We start from the raw sequence: 19,177 nt of genomic DNA on the forward strand, positions 1-19,177 counted from the left end.
TTTAGCATTCGTATAGTTCAAGAGGAAGATTGTCAGGGTCAGCAAAGAAAGTAAAACGTTTGCCGGTATATTCATCAACACGGATGGGTTCTGTAATAACGCCTTTGGATGAAAGTACATGCACAGCTTCATCGATGTTATCTACTTCAAACGCCAGGTGACGCAGCCCTCGTGCTTCCGGGCGCGACACACGTGGAGGAGGATCCGGAAAAGAAAATAATTCGATTGCGTAGCGATCGCCCAATGCAAGATCAAGTTTGTAGGATTTTCGTTCGGCACGATAGTACTCTGCCAACACGCGAAAGCCTAATATTTCAGTATAGAATTTCTTCGATACTTCGTAGTCGGAACAGATGATCGCGATGTGGTGAATATTTTTGAGATGCAGCATGGTATAGATATTCAACTTAAATTTCTGTAAAATTCCCGCATCATGGATGTTCTCTGGGTTATTCTTGGAATAATTTTACTGCTTGGCGGACTGGCCGGTTGCATTCTGCCATTTCTGCCAGGCCCACCGTTGTGTTTTATAGCACTGCTGTTACTGCAACTGAAAACAATGCCTCCGTTCACTACCAGATTTCTGATTATCTGGGGAGCTATTGCAGCAGTAGTAACATTGCTCGACTATATCATACCGGTATATGGGACAAAGAAATTCGGAGGAAGCCGCTATGGTGTTTGGGGATGTACTATCGGGTTGCTGATTGGTATATGGCTTGGCCCGTGGGGTATAATTCTCGGGCCGTTTGTTGGCGCATTTGTCGGAGAGATTTTGGCCAGCAGTAATTCATCGCAGGCGTTGCGTGCTGCACTGGGATCTTTTATTGGCTTTTTGTTCGGTACACTGCTCAAACTGATTGTGTGCTTGGTAATGAGCTGGTACTTTGTTGCAAGCCTGTTTCAGTGATCAATAAAATTATATATACTTTGCGCCTGAATAAATTTGTATGACACCTTTTAATCTTCCGATCCAGATTCGCTGGTCTGATATAGATCAGAACCGTCACCTGCGCCACTCTGCTTATTATGATTATGGAGCGATGGCCCGTATGATCTTTTTATCCGAGCATGGCATCACTACACAAAAACTCGATGAGATGAAGATCGGTCCTATACTCTTTCGCGAAGAAGCAATCTTTAAACGTGAAATAACCCTCGATGATAAAATTACATTGGATGTAGAGCTGGTAAAAGCTGCTAAAGATTTTTCACGCTGGAGCCTGCGGCATAATTTTTTCAAGCAAGATGGTTCTCTGGCCGCCAATGTAACCGTAGATGGTGCCTGGATTGATCTTGAAAAAAGGAAACTGGCTATACCGAGCGAATTTGTTCAAGGTATATTTAACGAGTTTCCTCGCGCAGCTACATTCGAGTGGATTATTCGCGAAGAGAAAAAAGCCTAGAGTGTACCGAGCACCCACTGCTCAATAACGCGTGGGTAATGGGTATATTCCAGTTCGTGCACCTTGCCAGCTATCTGCTCGGGTGTATCATGGATATATACCGGGCACGATGCCTGAAAGAGAATTTTCCCTTCATCGTAGTTATCATCTACCGCATGAATAGTTATACCGGTATCGGCATCACCGGCAAGTTTCACCGCGTTGTGCACATGCATGCCATACATACCCTTGCCGCCATGCTTGGGTAAAAGAGCGGGGTGTATATTAATGATCTTGTGTGGAAAAGCTTTTACCAGGTAAGCAGGTATAAGCCAGAGAAAGCCCGCGAGTACAATATGCGTAACCTGTTTCTCTTGTAGCCAGTCGAGTATAATAGTTTGCTCCCGAAATTGTGATCGATCGAATACGTGTGTTGTTATACCGGCTTTTTTTGCCCGCTCCAATGCGTAAGCCTGCGGATTGTTACTCAGCAGCAAGACTACTTCTATAGAGGGATGATTTTGAAAATACGTAAAGATCTTCTCGGCATTGGTGCCGCTTCCGGAAGCAAATACAGCCAGTTTATATTTTTCGGGCATAAGCTGCAAAGATAACGCAGCATGCCTATTGACGATACATCAAGGGTGAAGCAAGCAAAATTTATTATATAGTTGAACCCTATTCGGAATAAGAAATTAACTTTAGCAACTCAAGAAAAGTATATCACTATGGAAACGTTTGGCGAAAAAGTAAAACGCACTACCAAAAAAGTAACGCGTATTATTCTGATTGTGCTGTTGTTGGGCGGTATAATTACGTTTTCTTTTTTATACTGGGGCACGTATGAGGATGGCGTAATGGCCGGCACGATTCTGCGCATCAGCGAGAAGGGTGTAGTATTCAAAACATACGAAGGCAAAATAAACCTGGAAACATTCGGAGCCCTGAAAGGTGCAAGCCCTATAGCAGAGTCGTTCGATTTTTCTGTAGAGAAAGATGAACAGGATCTGATCAAACAATTGCAGTCGGTATCTTTAACCGGAGAGCGCGTAAACCTGTACTATATAAAGCGCTATGTTCGTTTCCCCTGGCGGGGCGACACCAAGTATTTTGCCATCCGCATCGAGCGGCTGAATAAATAATTTGTTAAAAATTGTTAAATCTTAACGGTGCTCCATCTGCTGGATCAGCTCCGCTTTTTCTTCCATCAGCCTGATGATCTTGCGCAGATAGTCGATCTCTTTGCGTGAGAGCTCTAACTGCTTCTGGTATTCGCTTTCTACTTGTATACCCTGACTTTGACTGAGCGAAAGCTGTGTAAGGGTTTCTTCCGGTTGACTGGTATAGTACTGAAAGAAATTATGGTCCAATACCTGCGATATGCGAAGCAGCAGGCCTGTATCGAGGTGGCGCTTCCGGAAAATGCGATAAACATTTTGGCGAACAGTTCCCAACGCATCGGCAAATTCAGTCAGCTTCATCTGGCGATGGTCAAAGACCTCTTTGATTTTCGGCCCAATTTCAACGAGTGCCATGATCGTTTGTCGTTTGAGATATTAAAGATATGTAAAATATAAGTTTACAGGTACTAGCCTTAGGATTTACAAGTGTAACCAATAGTTTTACATCCTCGTAAATTGTCGTTAAACTTGTGCAACCAAAGCAATTATGAGCTTTGCAGAATTTGCTCCGATCCTCAGTAGTTCTGAAAATATGGTAAAAGCATTTTACCAAGACGAATACGCTACCATCGAATTGGATGATTCCATTCCATGCATCCGTCTTACGTTAAATGGAGTTCCGCGTTACAGTGAACACTATAATTTTATTCAGAAAAAGCGGCTGGAACTCATGCGCCAGGAGGTAAAGAACTATCCGAAGCTGCACATGCTTACCGATAGCCGCACTGCCGGACCCGTGCTGGATGAGGATGTGCTGCATTTTAAAACCGAAGTAATGCCTGCTATGGAACAAGCCGGTGTTCGCTACCTCGCCATTGTTATGCCCAGCAGTAAATTCACGCAGCTTACCATTAAGGATATGACGGCCGAGCCTCGCATTATGACGGTGCAGTTTTTTGAATCGATGCGCGAAGCAAGACACTGGCTTCGGAAGATGACTGCCCTATAATACACGTATTATTTTTCACCCGGGTTCTTCTTGCCAGCGAGTAATTTTTCCAACGTGGCAGCGAGTCTTTTTTCGCGGGTCTCTTCTTTTTTAGCATCGCGTATCCAGTTCGCATACTCCTTGCGATTGGTATAGCTCAATGAGTCGAAGATTTTTTTAGCAGTAGTATTTTTAGAAAGAACCTTCTGCAATTCGGCAGGTATATCTACTACGCGCTCTTCCGTGTCGAGATCAATTTCAACTTTTACAATGTCGCCAACTTTTTTGCCGATGCTTGCGCGAATGTCTTTGCGTACCAATATCACATGGCAGCCCGTGCCCATGTTCGCCAGCACTCCGCGATAAGGGTGACCATCGAACAATGCTTTTACTTTTACCTGACCTTTTGTGCCATATACTTTCTCCACATCGAAGGGAATAGAGATATAGGCTGTGTCCATAGAAGAATCCGGGTTTTCCAGGATGGCTTTAAACACTTGTTTAAATGATCGGGCCATGACTCAAAAATGTGGAAAATATTTTTGACGCAATGAGCTTGAAAAAAACTTAATTCCGAAGAAAATGCTTTGTTTTTAGGGTATGAACGGTATAAAAATTCGACAAACCAAATGTGGTCGTTGTTTTGTTAGGTCTGTGGAGTTATCTTGCAAGGCTCGAACCCAAACCCTTTGAAAGACCCTGTAAATTCAATGTCAACGCGTTTGCCAGTATAAATACTATGCAGGATCTTATCAGGCACCTCCCCGCGATTATTTACGAATACACAATCTATCCTGATGGCCAGTGCAAGTTCACATTTGTAAGTGAATCCAGTAGTACTATAGTTGGCCTGGCCCCGGAAGCGATTATGGCGGATGCTGCACTGCTTGATTCGATAGTACATGAGGAGGATCGCGATGCACAGCAGGAATCTTCTGCGCGCTGTATTGAAGATGGAAGGGACTGGAATTGGGAAGGGCGCATGAGGGTAAAGGAAAACATAATCTGGGTGGAAGTACGATCTAATCACGAACAAACGGCTGACGGAGTCATCATCAGGCGTGGAGTAATTCAGGATATAACGGAGCGTAAAGAACTAGCTAAAGAAAGTGAACAGCGCTACCTTTCACTGGTAGACCGGCTTCCTATAGGTATAGTTATACATAAGCAAGGCAAGCTCGTATTTGCCAATTCGCAGGCATACCAGATTCTGGGCAGCAAGAAATCTACTGGTCTTATCGGTACCGATGTACTGAACTTTGTTCATCCCGACTATCATCAGCGCATAGCACGAAGAATGAAAGAAGGTGGCGGTATACTTGCCCCGATGGTAGAACAAAAATATGTGCGCATTGATGGAAAGATCATCGATGTAGAAACCATGTCATCGCCATTTACCTTTCAAGGCGAAGCGTGTGTGCAGGTAATTTTCCGCGATATAACCGAGCGCAAGCAAACCGAAGAGCGCATCAAGAAAAACGAAACGCTGCTCACGCAGCTCTTCCAAAATATACCGATGGCCGTTGTGCAGCTCAACGACATGGGGAAAGTTGAGCAGGTGAACAAAGGCTTTGAAGAAATGTTCGGCTTTACACTGGAAGAACTGAAGGGCAAGAGTATAAATGATTTTATAGTTCCGGAAGAACTGGTGCACGAAGGTGTTGATCTCAACAACCTGATCACGGCCAATCGCATTGTAAGTATCGAAACCATTCGCAAGACCAGAAACGGCAAGCTGATCAATGTTATACTCTACGGAATGCCGGTAATGCTCGATCACCAAACCATTGGTATATATGGTGTATATGTAGACTTTACCGATCGCAAAAAAGTAGAAGATGAATTGAAGATCCGGAATACGGAGCTGGATAATTTTGTTTATAAAGTTTCGCACGATCTCCGAGCTCCGCTATCATCTATACTCGGGCTGGTAAATCTTGCGCGGCTGCCGGGTAATACCGACAACCCGATGGATTACATTGATATTATCGGTGAAAAAGTACAGCACCTCGATCACTTCATTGGCGATGTGCTGAGTCACTCGAAAAATCTGAAGATGGATGTTACCACCAGCCAGGTTGATTTCGAGCAGATCATCGATCGCACATTCCAGGATTTGAATTATCTGGATGGCGCCAAAGAAATGGTGCGCAACGTAAAGGTTGAAGGCGAAATATTTTATAGCGATCCGTGGCGTATATCCGAGATATTCCGGAACCTTATTTCGAATGCCGTAAAGTATCGCCAGCTTGCTATAGCGAAACCACAGATCGATGTAAAAATATATATCGACAACCATCGTGCAGAGATCAGCTTTGCCGATAATGGTATAGGTATAGATGATGTTAGTCTCGCCAAGATTTTTGAAATGTTCTATCGTGCCACAGAACAGTCAGACGGTTCTGGTATAGGCCTATATATCGTAAAAAATGCCGTAGAGAAACTGGGCGGCCAGATCACCGTGGCCAGTCAGCTGAATATAGGAACACGCTTCCATATTATTCTGCCTAACCGGGTTAACCTGGTTGTACCCACTCCTCAGTCACAAGTTGTTGAACAGCGATGAAAATTATTGAAGTAACAACACCGCAGCTTGCGCGTGAGTTTGTTGTATTTCCGGTACATCTATATAGAAACGAACCGGCCTGGATACGTCCGCTCGATAACGATGTGGAAAGTGTTTTTGATGCTGAAAAAAATAAAGCTTTTCGTCATGGCCAGTGTATCCGCTGGATCATGAAGAACGATGCGGGAGAAACCATTGGTCGTGTAGCAGCTTTTGTAAACGAAAAGATCGTGCACAAAGGCAACGACCAGCCTACTGGTGGCATGGGTTTCTTTGAATGTATACATGATCGCACGGCAGCCTTCATGCTTTTTGATCAATGCAAAGCATGGCTTCAGTCGAAAGGCATGGAGGCGATGGACGGCCCGGTAAATTTCGGGAGCCGCGATCGCTGGTGGGGTTTGCTCATTGAAGGTTTTGACCGCGAGCCCAACTATCAATGCAACTATAATTTTCCGTACTATAAAGATTTTTTCGAAGCGTATGGCTTTCAGGTATATTTCTACCAGTTTACCTATGCTCGTAGTATACAGGGGCCGTTGTCGCCACGCCTGCAAGAAAAAGCAGATATAGCGCGCAGAGATCCGGATTATGATTTTCGCTATCTGCGAAAAGATGAAATGGATAAACTGCCTGAGTATTTGATGACGGTATATAACAAGGCATGGGCAAACCGTTCGGAAAATCCGGAGATTACCATGGCACAGGCAAAAATGCTGGTAAAGCAAATGAAGCCGATCATGGATCCGAAGCTTTTATACTTTGGATTTTATAAAGGCGAGCCTGTATCATTTTTTTTGTCGTTGCCCGAGATCAACCAGATCTTTAAGTATGTAAACGGCAAGCTCGACTGGTTGGGTAAACTTAAATTTATATGGCACACCTTCAGAAGAACCAACAAGAAAGCATTTGGTATACTGTTCGGAGTAGTGCCTGAGCATCAGGGTAAAGGACTTGATGGAGCTATGATCATTAACGCGCGCGATGTGTTGCAGCCCGAGCAGCGTTACGAGCAGTATGAAATGAACTGGATTGGTGATTTCAACCCTAAAATGATTTTGGTAGTAGAGCAGGTTGGAGCCGATGTATCCAAGCGTCATGCCACCTATCGAAAACTTTTTGATGAGACCAGGCCTTTTAAGCGTGCTCCCATATTAAAATAACTGCGTTTTTTAAGAATCGCTGAAACTTCTTTTGAACTCATGTGTTAATTCAATTTCGATTAACTTGCAGCGCGATTTTGAATCATGAGCAAAACCGGAGTCCTTTTAATTAACCTGGGCACGCCTGACAGCCCATCGGTGAGCGATGTACGCTCTTACCTCTCACAATTTTTGAACGATCCACGCGTAATTGATATACCGTGGCTTTGGCGCAAGATACTGGTGAACCTGATCATCGTTCCCTTTCGCGCGCCTAAATCTGCCAAAATATACCAGAAGCTTTGGACTGCGAATGGTTCTCCATTGCTTTACTATAGCGAAGAGGCCAAGCGTTTATTACAACAGGAGTTGCCTCAGGATTATGAAGTACATCTCGCGATGCGCTATAAAAATCCTTCCATTCCGGATGTGCTTGAGGCGATGCGGAAAAAGAATTATAGCCGCATTATTGTATTGCCTATGTTTCCACAGTATGCATCGGCATCAACCGGTTCTGCATTAGAAGAAGTGATGCGTGTGATACGCCAGTGGTGGGTTGTGCCGGAAGTAAAATTGATCAGTCAGTATTACGATCACCCAACTTTTATAGAAGCTTTTGCTGCGCGCGGTAAAAAATACAACATCAACGATTATGATCATGTGTTGTTCTCTTACCACGGACTGCCTGAGCGCCAGGTTGACAAGGTATATACCAATGGTCTCTGTGCCGGACATAATTGTGAACACGAAGTAGACGAAGAGAATAAGTTCTGCTATAAAGCCACCTGTTATGCAACAACGCGCTTGCTGGCAGAGAAGCTAAATATACCTGCTGATAAATATACGGTGTGCTTTCAGTCGCGGCTTGACCAGAAATGGCTCAAACCTTTCTCCGATGAAGTTGTACGCGAGAGTGGCCGCAAGGGCATGAAGAAATTACTCGTGTTCTCACCAGCCTTTACTGCCGACTGTCTCGAAACTGTAATTGAAATTGGTGATGAGTACCAGGAGATTTTTCATGAACACGGTGGCGAAAAAGTGCAGCTTGTAGAAAGCCTCAACGACCACCCGCTATGGATAAAGTGTTTGAAAGAATTAGTGCTGGAAAACTAAAGAGAAGAATTGAGCCGCTTGGCCAGTTCGTGTTTATAGAGCGGGCCGATCGGTAACTCTGTTTTGCCTATATATACCGAGTTGAGATTATAGGAGTCGATCTTGTTCAGGGCAACAATGAACGAACGATGTATACGCATGAAGTCGTGCTCCGGTAACATTTCTTCCAGTGCAGTTATAGTTTGCTTGGTGATCACTTGTTTCTCCGGCAAAAAAATTCGCACATAATCTTTCAGGCTCTCGATATAGCGGATCTCATCCACCATGATCTTTACCATTTTGCGATCGGCACGCACATAGAGGAAGCGATCGTTCTCAGCCGTGATCGTTTCTTTTCCTATAGTCTGTTGTTTCTGTTCCGGATTTATAGCGCGATGCACAGCGCGAAGAAAGCGATCGAGCGAGTATGGCTTCAGCAGGTAATCCACGGCTCCCAACTCAAATCCATCCACAGCATAGTCGCGATGCGCGGTTGTAAAAATTACTTTGGGAGGTGAAGGCAGTGCGCGCAGAAAATCTATACCGGTAAGTTTCGGCATGTTGATATCGAGGAAAATAAGATCAACCTGATTTTTCTGAATGAAGTCAAACGCAGCCATAGCATGATGACACGAGCCCGCTATTTCCAACATAGGAGTAGCCTCGATGTAAGTTCGCAGAATATCAAGAGCCGGAGGTTCATCATCTACCAGCAAGCAGCGTAATTTCGCAGGGGTCATGCTTCAATCAGTTTGATCGCGTTCAGGGTAACTGTTAGCGATATCACAAAAGTATCTTCGTCTTCAGTAATACGCAGGTCATGACCATTTGGATATAGTAATTGCAATCTCTTCTTCACATTTTGTAAGCCGATGTGAATAGAGTTAGGGTTCTCGTTATCAACCGAGCGTCCGTTGATCAGTTTGAATTTTAAAATACCTCCCTGAACATGTAGGTCAAGACTAATCCATGCCTGCTCCACCATTTCATTGGCTCCGTGCTTGAAACTGTTTTCAAGAAAGGGAAGGAGTAACAGCGGAGCAATAGTAGCTGAATCCAGGTCGCCCCGAATATTTACGGCTATATCCAGCCGATCACCAAAGCGCGATTTCTCCAACTCGATATAGTGCTGCAATACTTCTACCTCTTTTGATAGCGGCACCACGGGCTTGGCACATTCGGTTAATATATAGCGCATCAACTGCGAGAGTTTCAGAATCGCTTCCGGAGTTTCGTCTGATCGTTTCAATGCCAATGAATATATACTGTTCAATGTATTGAACATGAAGTGCGGATGGATCTGCCCCTTTAATACTTCTAACTCTGCTTTTACGCGTTCTTTTTCCAGTTGCTCATTCTCGATCTTTTTTCTATACCAGGTCTTTACCAGTTTAATCGCTACGGCAAAACCTGCCACGGTTAATGAACCGCGCAATCCTCCCATAAAAGAGTAGAAGAACGTGAAGGGCTTTAACGGAAATTGAATGCTTTGGCGGAATGGCCGAATCAGATTATAGTTGAGCAGGGGTGACATAGCTGCCGTGATCAACATCAGCAAAATTACCAGCAGAAAGCCAGTCCAGTATTTTTCACGAAATATATACCGTGGCAAGGCATAGTATATAATAGCATAACTCAGAAATATATGCTGTGGTAAAAAGATGAGCGACTCTACGAACGATATAGGAAAGATGTTGCGCGCCCTTCCGTCCAGGTAGTAAAAGCCATAGATAAATCCCTGAAAGGCCCAGCATGCTATCCAGAAAATAGTGTGGCGGCTAATGCGATAACCGCTACTATCGGAAAGAACCAGTTTTGAAAAAAAACTATCCATCTGTATAAACATACTCGATCAGGCGATGAAAGTTTGATGATCCGTTCATTTGTAGACGAAAGTGACTGAATCGTAGACGGAACACGTTCATCACAGAAGTTGCCAGGTCAGTCTAAAAATACCATGCATCGGTCAGTTGCATGAAAATATAGCAGGTGTCTTACCGTATTTCATACCATAACGAATAGAGATATGAAACCGAAAACAACCCTTTTAGCAGCTGTACTTTTTGTAGTGGTACAGGCTGCCGTGTCAGTGCAGTCGTTCGGCCAGGAGAAATCGATCTACTGGGTAGTGGAAACCAATGCCGTGAATAAGCAATATTCTATTGTGCGATTTTATGATCAGAGCAACCAGCTTATGCACGAGGTGAAACTCGATAACATATACATTGATATACGTAAACCGAAATATCAGCGAAAGCTGAATCAGCTATTAAAGAATTACCAGGAGCGGACGATGATCACTTCTCAAAAGCACAAATCGAAGAAATCGATTTGAATTTAGATTAAATGGTTCGCCCGGCTACGAGATAGCCGGGCTTTTTTGTTTTATGGAGTATATATATACCTTAAACGCCTTCCATGTCTTTCAACTCAATCTCCAGCGCTTTGGTGCTGATATATATTTCGTTGAGTGAAAGCGCGAGCGACAGGAGCAGAAACACCAGGCTTAGTCCGAATATACCCACAGCCCATACTTCATTCTGAAGATAAAAGAAAAGCATACTGAGCACGCAAAAGAAAAAACTGGTTATGCCAGCGCCTTGCATGTGTTTTACCAGCACCAGTCTGCGCTTTAGATTCCGGATCTGTGCTTTGATAACTTCGTGATCTTCGTGAATGGTTTTATACTTGGCATGAAGATTCCGGATCAAGGTAGCCAATGCCAGAAAGCGATTGGTATAGGCCAGCATCAGCAGCGTGATTGCCGGAAATAGCAGGGCCGGTGTATTAATAGACATTTCAAGCATGGCACTATATATTTACTGTATACTTATTCAATGCGTTGTAGTGTTCGGAGTGATTTGGATAGCCAGCTGGTAATGCCCACTACACCGATGGTCATGAACCCACCAAAAATTACAGAAGGCACAACGCCAAGCAGACGTGCTGCTACTCCGGATTCGAACATACCAATTTCGTTAGACGATCCTATAAATATATGGTTCACGGCCGATACTCTTCCTTTCATGTTTTCGGGTGTAAGTGTTTGCAGGAGGGTGCCGCGAATGATAACGCTCACGCAATCAAATATACCACTCATCATTAATAAGAACATCGAGAGCCAGAAGCTGGTGGAAAGGCCAAACAGGATCATGCATACACCGAAACCGGCTACACAATAAAATAATATAGCACCGGTATTTTTCTTGATCGGATTATGCACCAGGTATAGTGCCATGAGTAACGCGCCTACTCCGGGAGCAGCACGGAGGAAGCCGAGTCCTATTTTACCTACATGTAAAATAGTGTCGGCAAATATAGGGAGCAGCGCTACAGCACCTCCGAACAATACGGCAAACAGATCGAGCGATATAGCACCCAGCACAATCTTGTTGTTGAACACAAAACGCAGTCCTGCCTTGATCTTCTCTACAATGCCCTCTTCTTCCGAAACCGTCGGCAGAGGTTTATCCGTTACCATAAACATGAGCATCAAACCGGCAAAAACCAGTAGGGCATCCGTTGCGTACGCTACCGATATACCGAAGAATCCGTAGAGCAATCCTCCCAGTGGCGGACCTGACAGGGAAGCTGTTTCCCATAGTGTACTGTTCCAGGTAATAGCATTGCTATAGAGTTCGCGTGGCACAAGCTGTGGCATAAAAGCAAATACAGCAGGAGTAAGAAAACCACGGGCCACACCACTTACAAAGATTACAGTATAGATGGGTATAACGCCCATGTGCAGAAAGAACTGTCCGGGCTCCAGCGTGAAGAAGAGCAGCAGTATGGAGCAAAGCAGCAAGGTGGTTACACAGAGCGTAATGATCTTTTTGCGCTGCACAACATCGGCTACGTGCCCGGCATAGAGCGATACACCTATAGAAGGTATAGCTTCGGCAAGCCCGATGAGCCCCAGCGACAAAGCATCTTTGGTGATTTCGTATACCTGCCACGCCACTACTACCGCTTGAATTTGTATAGCCAGTGTAATACAGAAGCGTGCAGAAATAAAATATCGATAGTCGCGTATTTGTAAAGCCGCGTAGGGAGAAATAGTACTCATGCAGTTGTTAAAATCTTTTCAATGGCATCGGCTGCCAGTTTTCTTCGTTGCTCGCGTTCACCTTTTATTTCAACAAACGGCACAGACTGATTCTTCATTTCCTGAAGGTATATATTGTACAGGTTCTCACGTTGTTCCGGATGCTCGCGTTGCGGATCATTCTCCCAGGGTATATCTATATATGTGAGGAGGTACAGGTCGTATTGACGTGTAGCGATGCTGGTCAGTATTTCTTCGTGACAGTTACCATACTTGAATTCACTCCATACTTTAATCACGTATAGATTGGTATCGCAGATCAACACACGATTTGCATCGCGCATCCACTCGTCTTCCAATCGTAATTGTCCGTGAGCAATGGTGAGAAGATCCTGCTGATTATAGGGGCGTACAAGATGATCAATATAGCCACGGGCATATTCTGGTATCCATACAGTGTTGAAACGTTCGGCCAGAAATTTTGACAGATCGGATTTCCCCGTGCATTCCGGACCGATTATCGCGACTTTCTTGATAGCGGGCAGATCGAAGGCATTCATAATGCGAAAATCGTTTATATTTCCCGGAAATTTATTGGTCAATATCATAAAACATTTGTCCAGGTGAAGAGAAGAGAGGCATTACAGCATATAGGACTTGGCGTTTCGGCAGGATTGATTTTTCCTGCGTGGTTAAGTTCGTGTAAGTCAGACGATCCTAAACCTGAAATAACCTACGATGGTGTTGTTGGTGTAATTGGTGCCGGTGCAGCCGGTTTGCATGTAGCAGATATTCTGCGAAGCAAAGGCATACCGGTAAGAATCTTCGAAGCGTCTGATCGTATCGGTGGTCGCGTGCGTTCGTTGCAACGGTTAACACAGCCATCGACTGCTTTACTTTTCGATCCGGATAATTTACCTACCAGTACATATCCAACCGAGCTGGGAGCACAGTTTGTATTGGGTGCAGATTCCGCCTGGGGAAAGATCATCAGTCAGTTAAATGTACAAATGGTTGAGTTTGGTACACTCGGTTCCGAAAGCTATTTCGTAGACGGCACGATAAAGACGGCTGCTGATTTGGCAGGTGATGCAGATTTTATAGCAGCACAAAACTTTGTAACCAATCTTGCTTCCAATACCAGCACCGGTTCTGTACAACAAGCTATAGCGGGAGCGGCTATTAACAGTCGCATGTATGCTATATTAAATTCATGGATCGGGAATAGACTGGGTACGTCTGATGATCAGCTTGGTGCAAAAGCAGTAGCCGAAGCGTTGGCACTGCAAACACGAAACAACCAGCAGTTTGTACTCAAATCTAACCTGATGGAAGATGCGCTGCTCTCACGATTCAGCAATGTTATACCCTATGTGGAGGTGAACAGCGTAGTGAAGAGTGTTAATTATAGCGGTGATAAAATTGTAGTGAGTGGCGATACGACCGGTGCCGGATCGTTTACTGCCGAAGTAGATCGTTTGATCGTAACCGTTCCTGTATCGATTTTAAAATCAGGATTGATTGCGTTTAGTCCGGCGTTACCATCGGCTAAGACAACAGCATTATCGCGCATGGCGATGGATGCCAGCATCCGCGTACGTCTTGAGTTTAAAAAGAATTTCTGGGGAGCGAACAGCACGTATATATATGGTGGTACACAAGCACCACAATATTATAATGCAGGTCTTGGTCGCGATGATGCACACAAAACGCTGGATATAACTATACAGGGACCAAAGGCTGCGGAGCTCTCTGCCAAGGGTAAAGATATGGTGCTGGTTATTCTTGCCGAACTCGATGCTGTGTTTAATGGACAAGCCACAGAGAATGTGCGCAGAGACGGACAGAATAATATACTATATGTAATCATGGACTGGTCGAAAGAGCCGTATATAGGTGGAGGCACAGCCTATATAAAAGCCGGAGGCTCCAACCAGGATAAACTTGATTTAGCAGAAGCCATCGATAAAAAACTTTTCTTTGCCGGAGAGGCTACTGATAATGCCGGGGAATATGGCACCATCAGCGGAGCACTTCAATCGGCCGAGCGTGCTTCGCAGGAAGTGGTTGACTCTATAGTGACTGTATAATTGTTACTCGCTCTTGAGTGATTTAACCGGATTTAATAATGCTGCCTTTATAGACTGATAGCTTACGGTGATCCATGCAATGAGCAGCGCTGTTATACCTGCCAGTATAAATACACCTATACCCAGTTCAATGCGATAAGCAAAACCCTGTAGCCAACTGTGCATAATATACCAGGCTAATGGTGTTGCCAGTATAAAGGCGAAGAATATAAGTCGCGTAAAATCTTTCGATAGTAATACCACGATGCTACCTACCGAAGCACCCAATACTTTGCGAATGCCAATCTCTTTGGTGCGGAGGCTTGCCGTATAGGCCGCGAGGCCAAACAAACCAACGCAGGCTATAATTATAGCAAGACCTGAAAATATACCGAACACCGTTCCGGCTCTTTTCTCAGACTCATATTGTGCCATCAGGTTTTGATCGAGGAATTGATACTTGAAAGGTTGATCGGGCACAAGGGTCTTCCACGATGCTTCTGCTGCCTGTATCACGCCTGTTGCATTTTTACCTTTAGTGCGCAGGTATATATAGCCTGAACCACCGCCAAAACTTTCGTTGCTTTGTATAGCGAGTGGTGTAACCGGATCGCGCAATGATTGAAAGTTGAAGTCTTTAATAATGCCGATGATAGTATATTGTATGGTAACATTGCCCGCCTGATTTCGCTGTACACGGGATAGTTTTTTGCCAACAGGATCTGCTATATCCAAAGTCTTTACTGCCGTTTCATTGAGAATGATAGAAAGTGAATCATTGGTTTCGGTGGAGAAGCCATGGCCTTGTGTAAATTCAAAACCTACCGTTTCAGAAAAGTAATCGTCAATACCCATCGACTTAGTGGTAAGTATTTCGGAAGAACCTTCCGGAGTAAATTGTGCTCCCGGAAAATCTCCTTGTCTGCCGAGCAGAGAGAACGAGCTTGCGGCTTTTTCAACTTCGGCCATGCGTCTCATTTCTTCGATAAATGTTTTTGTTTTGTTCTGCAAAGCAAAAGCTCGCTCAACGATTAGCAATTGCTCTTTATCGTACCCCAGCGACTTGCGTTGCATGTACTGCATTTGCTCTGCTACTACAAGTGTACCTACTATTAATATGATCGAGATAAAGAACTGGAAAACAACCAAACCATTACGTAGCCACGAACCTCTTGTACTGCTGCTGAAATTACCTTTCATAACCAGCACCGGGTTAAAGGACGATAATGCAAAGGCAGGATAACTCCCGGCTAAAAAACCTACGAGCAAAGCAACGCCTGTTAATACAACGGGGAGTATACCGGTTAAGTCAATAATGAGATGTTTATCAACGAGATTATTGAACGATGGCAACACCAGCAATGCTATGCCTAATGCCAGTACCGTGGCGAATACACTCAGCACAATCGACTCCACCAGAAACTGGATGACCAGTTGTCCTTTTAAAGAACCCATGGCTTTGCGCACACCTACTTCGCGCGCACGCTCAGCTGAGCGAGCTGTTGCAAGGTTCATGAAATTTATACAGGCTATAACCAGTATAAGAATGGCTACTGCTATCAGAAAGTATATATAGTGTATATTTCCTCCCGGCTGCATCTTGGCTTCTATGTTGCGCGGATCGAGATGTATAGTGGTAAGCGGTTGCAGGAAATATGTATAGCCATTCCCCTCACGTTTATAGTCCGCCCACGATTTACCGAGGTCGTTTTCAATCTGTGCTGCAGCATAGGTATCAACCATCTTCGGGAACTTTGCTTCAAGCGCTTTTGCATCCGCTCCCGGCTTCAACTGTATATATACATGCGCAGTAAATGTTGTAAAATTACTTTGCTGTCCGTCTGCAAAGAAGTTGTCATCCCACTTGAACAGGAAATCGAATTTAAAGTGCGAGTTATCAGGTACGTCCTCGCATATACCGGTAACATGATAATCCTGGTTGAACAGCCGGAGTGTTTTGCCTACGGGTTCATCTTTACCGAAATAGCGCTGGGCAGTTTTTTCTGTAACTACTATATCGGTTTTATTGATGAGTACTTTCTGTGGATCGCCCTTTACTAATTTTATACTGAAGAAAGTAAAGAAGTTGGAGTCGGCTGCCATCACAAAGTTCTCTTCAAACTGCTTTACATCATCGTGCGCATCTTTATAGTTTACGATAACCTGGTTGAGAGGGCCACCCATTTTAATTGCGCTTGCAATTTCCGGAAAATCGCGCAGCATGACATCGGCATACGAATGAGGTATAACAGCGTAGTTGGTAAAGTGATTGGGATACTTTCGCTCGAGACTAACTTTGTAAATGTTAGCGGCATTGTTATGAAATGAATCGTACGAAAATTCATTCGTAACAAAAATGACGATGAGCAGACAACTGGCAATGCCTATAGAAAGACCCAATACATTAATAGCAGTATAGATCTTTTGTTTGATGAGGTTGCGGATGGCAACGCGCAGATAGTTTTTTAGCATACCAGTAAGTTCTTCGGTAAATTCCGAAAAAGCAATACCGTACGTAACGGGATGGGTGTCGGAGTGACTCCTATAGGGCACAAAAAAATCGCCCGGGGGTAGCGGGCGATCTTTAAAGTATATATACTTTATTATATGTTACTGCAGCATTTTGAGCAGTGACGAAAGTCTGTTTTTCAGATTGCGGCGATCAACTATAAAATCGAGGAATCCGTGGTCTAATACAAATTCAGCACTCTGAAAACCTTTGGGCAAATCTTTCCCGATCGTTTCGCGAATAACGCGAGGTCCGGCAAAACCAATCAGAGAACCGGGCTCGGCAATGTTAAAATCTCCGAGCATAGCGTAAGAAGCCGTTACACCACCCGTAGTAGGGTCTGTAAGCAGCGATATATAGGGAACTTTAGCGGCATCGAGCTGAGCAATCTTGGCAGAAGTTTTTGCCATTTGCATCAGCGATAAACCGGCTTCCATCATACGCGCACCGCCTGAGCGGGAGATCATGAGGAAAGGTTTTTTGTTCTTGAGGCTGTGATCCATAGCACGTGCTATTTTTTCGCCCACCACAGAACCCATAGAGCCTCCTATAAAAGAGAAGTCCATACAGGCAATGGTAATATCCAGACCATTCATCTTGCCGTATGCTGTACGCACAGCATCTTTCAACTGTGATTTTTCCTGCGATTCTTTGATGCGCTTGGGATAAGGTTTGGTGTCTTTGAATTTCAGCGGATCGGCAGACTCCATGTTCGCATCCAGTTCGGTGAACTTGTTGTCGTCAAACAATACCTCGAAGTATTCTTCAGAACCTATACGCACGTGGTAATCTTCTTCCGGCACAACGTAAGCGTTGCTTTTCAATTCACGTGTGTGAATGATCTTGCCGGCAGGCGACTTAAACCATAGTCCGTCAGGCACCTCACGTTTCGACTCCGTGGGTGTTACTATACCTTTATCACTGCGTTTAAACCAAGCCATGGGTTAAAAATTTTAGTAAAAATAAAGCCGATGTATCGAAGTGATACATCGGCCTGTTACGTTCGTGTATTATGCTACGTCAACCGACTTATCAAGGTATACATCCTGAATAGCATTCAGAATTTCTACACCTTCTTTCAATGGACGTTGGAATGCTTTTCTTCCGGAGATCAAGCCTGTACCACCAGCGCGTTTGTTAACAACGGCTGTGCGCACTGCATCCGCAAGATCGCTTGCTCCTTTTGATTCACCACCTGAGCTGATCAAACCTGCGCGGCCCATGTAGCAGTTAGCAACCTGGTAGCGGCAAAGATCGATCGGGTGATCGGATGTAAGCTCGCTATAGATTCTTTCATCAAGTTTACCGTAGCTGCTTCCTCCTGTATTAAGAGCTTTGTAACCACCGTTGTTCTCAGCAAGTTTTTGCTTGATGATGTCAGCCTGGATAGTTACACCAAGATGGTTCGCCTGGCCGGTAAGGTCAGCCGATACGTGATAATCAACACCACCTTGTTTGAATGCGTTGTTACGGGTATAGCACCAGAGTATAGTAGCCAGACCTAACTGACGAGCTTTCTCGAATGCAGCAGAAACTTCCTGTATCTGGCGGGTAGCATTGTCAGAGCCGAAATATATAGTAGCACCTACAGCAACAGCACCGAGGTTCCACGCATCCTCTACAGAGCCGAACATGATCTCGTCAGCCTTGTTAGGATAGGTTAACAATTCGTTGTGGTTGATCTTTACGATGAAAGGAATGCGGTGTGCATACTTTCTCGACATAAGTGCTAATGCTCCGTAAGTAGTAGCCACTGCGTTGCAACCACCTTCAATAGCAAGCTTTACAATATTTTCAGGATCGAAGTAATCAGGGTTTTTGGCGAAAGATGCTCCGGCACTGTGTTCGATACCTTGATCGATCGGAAGGATAGAAAGGAAGCCGGTATTGGCAAGACGTCCTGTTCCGTATAACTGCTGGAGACTTCTTAATACTTGAGGAGAGCGGTTCGACTGTGCGAAGATGTTGTCTACAAAATTCGGGCTGGGAAGGTGAAGCCTTTCCTTTGAAATAGTTTTGCTTTGGTGCTTCAACAGATAGTCTGCGTCTTTGCCCAAAAGCTCTGCAATGTTCTTTGCCATAATTGTGAATTATTGGTCTGGTTACGGTTTTTAATGAGCGGGGACAAAGTTATCAATTATTTAATTGTATGCTAACCCGCGCAAATTTCGCGGTTTTAGCGGGTATGCAATCGTGTTAGATTTTATAAAAACGGAATATACCTTTATGGAGGCGAAATTGACTGCCATTTTTTTGAATT

The 19,177-nt window shown here is 44.4% G+C and carries 21 protein-coding genes; 9 read left to right on the top strand and 12 right to left on the bottom strand.

Translation table 11 applies throughout. The features are described from left to right. Position 1: 1 nt before the first annotated feature. On the bottom strand, positions 2-391 hold the full coding sequence (locus VIN08_RS16295) for a VOC family protein (RefSeq protein ID WP_331967193.1): 390 nt from the start codon (positions 389-391) through the stop codon (positions 2-4). Between the two features lie 42 nt (positions 392-433). On the opposite strand from VIN08_RS16295, the gene VIN08_RS16300 reads away from it, so the two are divergent. Further along, positions 434-910 carry a DUF456 domain-containing protein gene (locus tag VIN08_RS16300; protein WP_331967195.1) on the top strand — a complete coding sequence of 159 codons (477 nt, stop codon included), beginning with the start codon at positions 434-436 and terminating at the stop codon, positions 908-910. 40 nt (positions 911-950) lie between these two features. Continuing rightward, a complete protein-coding gene (locus VIN08_RS16305; RefSeq protein ID WP_331967197.1) occupies positions 951-1,406 on the top strand; it encodes an acyl-CoA thioesterase in 456 nt (151 codons plus the stop codon). Here VIN08_RS16305 and VIN08_RS16310 read toward each other — a convergent pair. Continuing rightward, positions 1,403-1,984, bottom strand: coding sequence for a phosphoribosylglycinamide formyltransferase (locus tag VIN08_RS16310; RefSeq protein ID WP_331967199.1), 582 nt, complete (start codon positions 1,982-1,984; stop codon positions 1,403-1,405). The two genes, VIN08_RS16305 and VIN08_RS16310, sit on opposite strands and share 4 nt — an antisense overlap. A gap of 129 nt (positions 1,985-2,113) precedes the next feature. Here VIN08_RS16310 and VIN08_RS16315 point away from each other — a divergent pair, with 129 nt between their 5' ends. After that, positions 2,114-2,527, top strand: a complete 414-nt coding sequence (locus VIN08_RS16315; RefSeq protein WP_331967201.1) for a hypothetical protein — start codon at positions 2,114-2,116, stop codon at positions 2,525-2,527. Between the two features lie 21 nt (positions 2,528-2,548). On the opposite strand, the gene VIN08_RS16320 is transcribed toward VIN08_RS16315, so the two are convergent. Continuing rightward, the gene (locus VIN08_RS16320) at positions 2,549-2,920 is read right to left on the bottom strand and encodes a hypothetical protein (RefSeq protein ID WP_331967203.1); all 372 of its coding nucleotides are present in this window, start codon (positions 2,918-2,920) and stop codon (positions 2,549-2,551) included. Positions 2,921-3,053: 133 nt separating this feature from the next. Here VIN08_RS16320 and VIN08_RS16325 point away from each other — a divergent pair, with 133 nt between their 5' ends. Further along, a complete protein-coding gene (locus tag VIN08_RS16325) occupies positions 3,054-3,515 on the top strand; it encodes a hypothetical protein (RefSeq protein WP_331967205.1) in 462 nt (153 codons plus the stop codon). Positions 3,516-3,523: 8 nt separating this feature from the next. Here VIN08_RS16325 and VIN08_RS16330 read toward each other — a convergent pair whose 3' ends face one another. Further along, positions 3,524-4,012, bottom strand: a complete 489-nt coding sequence (locus tag VIN08_RS16330) for a YdeI/OmpD-associated family protein (protein ID WP_331967207.1) — start codon at positions 4,010-4,012, stop codon at positions 3,524-3,526. 221 nt (positions 4,013-4,233) lie between these two features. On the opposite strand from VIN08_RS16330, the gene VIN08_RS16335 reads away from it, so the two are divergent. The 3 genes from VIN08_RS16335 to hemH all read left to right on the top strand — a co-directional run bounded on the left by VIN08_RS16335 (position 4,234) and on the right by hemH (position 8,315). Then, the gene (locus VIN08_RS16335) at positions 4,234-6,060 is read left to right on the top strand and encodes a PAS domain S-box protein (RefSeq protein ID WP_331967209.1); all 1,827 of its coding nucleotides are present in this window, start codon (positions 4,234-4,236) and stop codon (positions 6,058-6,060) included. Then, positions 6,057-7,223, top strand: a complete 1,167-nt coding sequence (locus VIN08_RS16340) for a hypothetical protein (protein ID WP_331967211.1) — start codon at positions 6,057-6,059, stop codon at positions 7,221-7,223. Before VIN08_RS16335 ends, VIN08_RS16340 begins: the two co-directional genes overlap by 4 nt. An 84-nt stretch (positions 7,224-7,307) precedes the next feature. Further along, positions 7,308-8,315 (top strand): ferrochelatase, encoded by a 1,008-nt coding sequence (gene hemH / locus VIN08_RS16345; RefSeq protein WP_331967213.1) that lies wholly within the window; start codon positions 7,308-7,310, stop codon positions 8,313-8,315. Here the strand turns inward: hemH and VIN08_RS16350 are convergent. Both VIN08_RS16350 and VIN08_RS16355 read right to left on the bottom strand, forming a co-directional pair. Next, entirely contained in the window at positions 8,312-9,034 is a 723-nt protein-coding gene (locus VIN08_RS16350; protein ID WP_331967215.1) for a LytTR family DNA-binding domain-containing protein, read from the bottom strand. The two genes, hemH and VIN08_RS16350, sit on opposite strands and share 4 nt — an antisense overlap. Beyond that, positions 9,031-10,140 (bottom strand): sensor histidine kinase, encoded by a 1,110-nt coding sequence (locus tag VIN08_RS16355; RefSeq protein ID WP_331967217.1) that lies wholly within the window; start codon positions 10,138-10,140, stop codon positions 9,031-9,033. The genes VIN08_RS16350 and VIN08_RS16355 overlap by 4 nt, the downstream gene beginning before the upstream one ends. A 180-nt stretch (positions 10,141-10,320) precedes the next feature. Here VIN08_RS16355 and VIN08_RS16360 point away from each other — a divergent pair, with 180 nt between their 5' ends. Then, complete coding sequence (locus VIN08_RS16360; protein ID WP_331967218.1) at positions 10,321-10,629, top strand: hypothetical protein; 309 nt, start codon at positions 10,321-10,323, stop codon at positions 10,627-10,629. A gap of 70 nt (positions 10,630-10,699) precedes the next feature. On the opposite strand, the gene VIN08_RS16365 is transcribed toward VIN08_RS16360, so the two are convergent. The 3 genes from VIN08_RS16365 to VIN08_RS16375 are packed head-to-tail and all read right to left on the bottom strand — an operon-like array spanning position 10,700 to position 12,947. After that, entirely contained in the window at positions 10,700-11,101 is a 402-nt protein-coding gene (locus VIN08_RS16365; RefSeq protein WP_331967220.1) for a DUF2721 domain-containing protein, read from the bottom strand. Positions 11,102-11,124: 23 nt separating this feature from the next. Then, complete coding sequence (locus VIN08_RS16370) at positions 11,125-12,360, bottom strand: MFS transporter (protein WP_331967222.1); 1,236 nt, start codon at positions 12,358-12,360, stop codon at positions 11,125-11,127. Beyond that, positions 12,357-12,947, bottom strand: coding sequence for an ATP-binding protein (locus VIN08_RS16375; protein WP_331967224.1), 591 nt, complete (start codon positions 12,945-12,947; stop codon positions 12,357-12,359). Before VIN08_RS16375 ends, VIN08_RS16370 begins: the two co-directional genes overlap by 4 nt. A gap of 15 nt (positions 12,948-12,962) precedes the next feature. On the opposite strand from VIN08_RS16375, the gene VIN08_RS16380 reads away from it, so the two are divergent. Further along, positions 12,963-14,429: an NAD(P)/FAD-dependent oxidoreductase gene (locus tag VIN08_RS16380; protein WP_331967226.1), complete on the top strand. Its 1,467-nt coding sequence runs from the start codon at positions 12,963-12,965 to the stop codon at positions 14,427-14,429. Between the two features lie 3 nt (positions 14,430-14,432). On the opposite strand, the gene VIN08_RS16385 is transcribed toward VIN08_RS16380, so the two are convergent. The 3 genes from VIN08_RS16385 to VIN08_RS16395 form a co-directional block, all read right to left on the bottom strand. After that, positions 14,433-16,880 (bottom strand): ABC transporter permease, encoded by a 2,448-nt coding sequence (locus VIN08_RS16385; RefSeq protein WP_331967228.1) that lies wholly within the window; start codon positions 16,878-16,880, stop codon positions 14,433-14,435. A gap of 138 nt (positions 16,881-17,018) precedes the next feature. Further along, on the bottom strand, positions 17,019-17,858 hold the full coding sequence (accD, locus tag VIN08_RS16390) for an acetyl-CoA carboxylase, carboxyltransferase subunit beta (RefSeq protein WP_331967230.1): 840 nt from the start codon (positions 17,856-17,858) through the stop codon (positions 17,019-17,021). Between the two features lie 69 nt (positions 17,859-17,927). Then, positions 17,928-18,998, bottom strand: coding sequence for a class I fructose-bisphosphate aldolase (locus VIN08_RS16395; RefSeq protein WP_331967232.1), 1,071 nt, complete (start codon positions 18,996-18,998; stop codon positions 17,928-17,930). Positions 18,999-19,177: the final 179 nt, after the last annotated feature.

It is taken from the genome of Ohtaekwangia sp., from assembly GCF_036568665.1.
Lineage (GTDB): Bacteria > Bacteroidota > Bacteroidia > Cytophagales > Cyclobacteriaceae > Ohtaekwangia.